3 protein-coding genes and 1 pseudogene are annotated in these 2,573 nt (G+C 62.5%); 3 read left to right on the top strand and 1 reads right to left on the bottom strand.

Annotated elements, in window-relative coordinates; all coding sequences use genetic code 11:
* Positions 1 to 325: hypothetical protein (locus EN939_RS38245; RefSeq protein ID WP_164751317.1), on the bottom strand; the 325-nt coding region annotated here is incomplete at its 3' end.
* 269 nt (positions 326 to 594) lie between these two features.
* On the opposite strand from EN939_RS38245, the gene EN939_RS29270 reads away from it, so the two are divergent.
* The 3 genes and pseudogenes from EN939_RS29270 to EN939_RS29260 all read left to right on the top strand — a co-directional run.
* Positions 595 to 1,095: an Lrp/AsnC family transcriptional regulator gene (locus EN939_RS29270; protein WP_127271168.1), complete on the top strand. Its 501-nt coding sequence runs from the start codon at positions 595 to 597 to the stop codon at positions 1,093 to 1,095.
* Entirely contained in the window at positions 1,092 to 2,255 is a 1,164-nt protein-coding gene (locus EN939_RS29265) for a saccharopine dehydrogenase family protein (RefSeq protein WP_127271167.1), read from the top strand. Before EN939_RS29270 ends, EN939_RS29265 begins: the two co-directional genes overlap by 4 nt.
* Before the next feature lie 111 nt (positions 2,256 to 2,366).
* Positions 2,367 to 2,573, top strand: a pseudogene (locus tag EN939_RS29260) (transporter substrate-binding domain-containing protein); the annotation flags it as partial.

Here is a 2,573-nt window from a genome sequence, read left to right as displayed (position 1 = left end):
ATTCGCCGCTGCCGTCCAGTGCATTCGCTCGGTTGAAATGGGCAAGGGCTTGATCATTCACCGATACGGCCTTGTCCTCCAGCAGGCTGGTGCACACGACGATCCGCTTGGAGGCGTCGAGCTCATCGTCGCCGCAATTGTGCAGACGATTATCGGCTGCCATGACCGGCGGGCCGAATGCGAGCAGGACCGCAAGGCAAGCAAGGTAACACTGCGCCACTTTAGTCAAACGCCCATATCGATGAAGCATCATGTCAGAAAAACTTGGAACATCATTGCAGATCGCCGACCTTGTGCCAGCTTGATCGGGCAAATTCTTGACCAAGAAAATTAATATCGAAGAAATCCGGACGGGCCACGCGCCGGCGGCATGCGTCGACAGCGGGGCATCACCACCTTCAATCGCCCGATCACAACACGATTGTCCTAGTCTGCGCGCTGCCTTTCGCCAGCACGTTCGGCCGCCTGCAGGCAGACGACCTACCCAGTTCGCGTGAAAACAGCGCCTTGCTTTTCAAATATCCGTGACGTAGCTTGTTTGCACATTGGCAAAAAAATAGCCGAAGTTTTTTCCTTTTGTGAAAGACGGGGACTTTGCGGGAACATCTTGATCTGACCGATCGGCGGCTGGTCAAACAGCTGTCGCAGGATGCACAGCCGGGCATCAACCGCATCGCCGAGATGTTGGCGATTTCGGTGCCGACGGTGCGCACGCGGCTGCGCAACCTGCTCGACCGCAACCTGCTCAAGATCGTCGGCCTGCTGAACCTGACCGAGCGCCCCGAGCTGATCTCGGCCATTGTCGGCATCAATGCCCAGGGGCGCGGCCGGGCCCGCGAACTGGCACAGCGCATTTCCGAACTGCCCTTCGTCAACTCGGCTTCGGTGGTCACCGGGCGCTTCGACATCATCGTCGACGTGACGGTGGCCGGTGACGTCGCCGATCTCTACCGCGTCACCAGCGAACTGATCCCCGGCGCCGGCGAGCCCGGCGAAGTCGTGCGCAGCGAAACCTTCGTCGTCATGGCGTCCTGCAACAAATGGGTCAGCCTGCCGGAAGGCTGCTGGTCGGACGACCGCAAGGAGCCGGCATGAAGATCGCGGTACTAGGCGGCCTCGGCCTGCAAGGTCGGGCGGCAATCGCCGACCTCGTCGCCAGCGTCGGCGTCGAGGAAATCGTCTGCGTCGATACCGCAGCGGATGGCCCGGCCCGGCTTGCCGGCCTGACCGATCTTGCCCGCGTGCGCTTCGTGGTGCCTGAAGGCGCGATCGGCCCGGCGCTGGCCACTGTGCTTGATGATGTCGACGCCGTCATCGACCTGTTGCCGCAGCCGCTGATGCGCCAGGCGGTGCAGGCCGCGATCGCCACGCGCACGCCGCTGGTCACCACCAATTACGCCAAGTCGATCGCCGACCTGGCGCCAGCCGCCGAACAGGCCGGCGTCTCGATCATGACCGAATGCGGGCTCGACCCCGGCATCGACCTCGTGCTGTACGCGCGCGCCGCCAGGCAGTTCGACTCGATTTCCTCGATCGATTCCTATTGCGGCGGCATCCCCGAGCCGAAGGCGATGGCCAAGCCGCTGTGCTACAAGGTGAGCTGGAATTTCGACATGGTCCTGGTCAGCCAGAACCGCGACAGCGTGATGATCGAAGACGGGAAACGCGTCGCGGTGCCGGCCGGCCAGCAGCACGACAATCCGTTCATCCATGAAATCGAGGTTGCGGGTCTGGGCAAGCTCGAAGCCTTCCCCAATGGCGATGCGCTGCATTATGTCGAGATGCTGGACGCCGCCAAGGGATTGCGCCGCTCCGGCCGCTACACGCTGCGCTGGCCGGGATGGTCGGCCTTCTGGGCGCCGCTGAAGGAGCTTGGCTTCCTCTCCGAAGACAAGGTGCCCGGCACAGGCAACAGCCCGCGCGAATTCCTCGGCCGTCTGCTCGGCCCGCAACTGCAATATGGTCCCGGCGAGAAGGACCTGTGCGTGATGCGCAATGTCTTTTCCGGCCTCGAAGACGGCCGCGCCAAGACGGTGACGTCGGACCTGATCATCGAGCGGGACCTGGCTTCGGGCCTGTTCGGCATGAGCCTCGGCGTCGGCTATCCCGCCAGCATCGTGGCGCAGATGCTCGCGCGGCGTGAGATCACCAGACCGGGCCTTTTGAACCCGCTGCTGGACGTGCCCGACATCAGGTTCTTCGACGAACTGGCCAAGCGTGGCATCACGGTTTCCGAGACGGTGGCACGGGACTGAGGCAGGAAGATTTTCGAACGGTGGCTGCCGTCGGCAACGGCGCTGCCGCTCAAAAAGCACCCCAAAGGGTGAAAAACAACGTGGAACAATAAAACAAGGAGGAATACCGAAATGAAGATTGCCAGATTTTTCATCGCCGGGCTTGCACTCGCCGGGCTCACTGCCGCTGCCAGTGCCGGTACGCTCGACGACATCACCAAGCGCGGCGAGTTGCGCGTCGCCGTGCAGACTCAAGGACCGCCCTTCTCGCTGGTTGGCGCCAACGGCGAACGCACCGGCAGTTCGGTCGAACTGGCCGAACTGATGGCCAAGGAAATG

It is taken from the genome of Mesorhizobium sp. M7A.F.Ca.CA.002.05.1.1 (genome assembly GCF_003998335.1).
Taxonomy (GTDB): Bacteria; Pseudomonadota; Alphaproteobacteria; order Rhizobiales; family Rhizobiaceae; genus Mesorhizobium.
This window is presented reverse-complemented; position numbering and strand designations above follow the sequence as displayed.

Bases quoted from the DNA above. Each gene is read 5' to 3' on its own strand.
- EN939_RS29265 (WP_127271167.1), top strand. From the start codon at position 1,092: ATGAAGATCGCGGTACTAGGCGGCCTCGGCCTGCAAGGTCGGGCGGCA.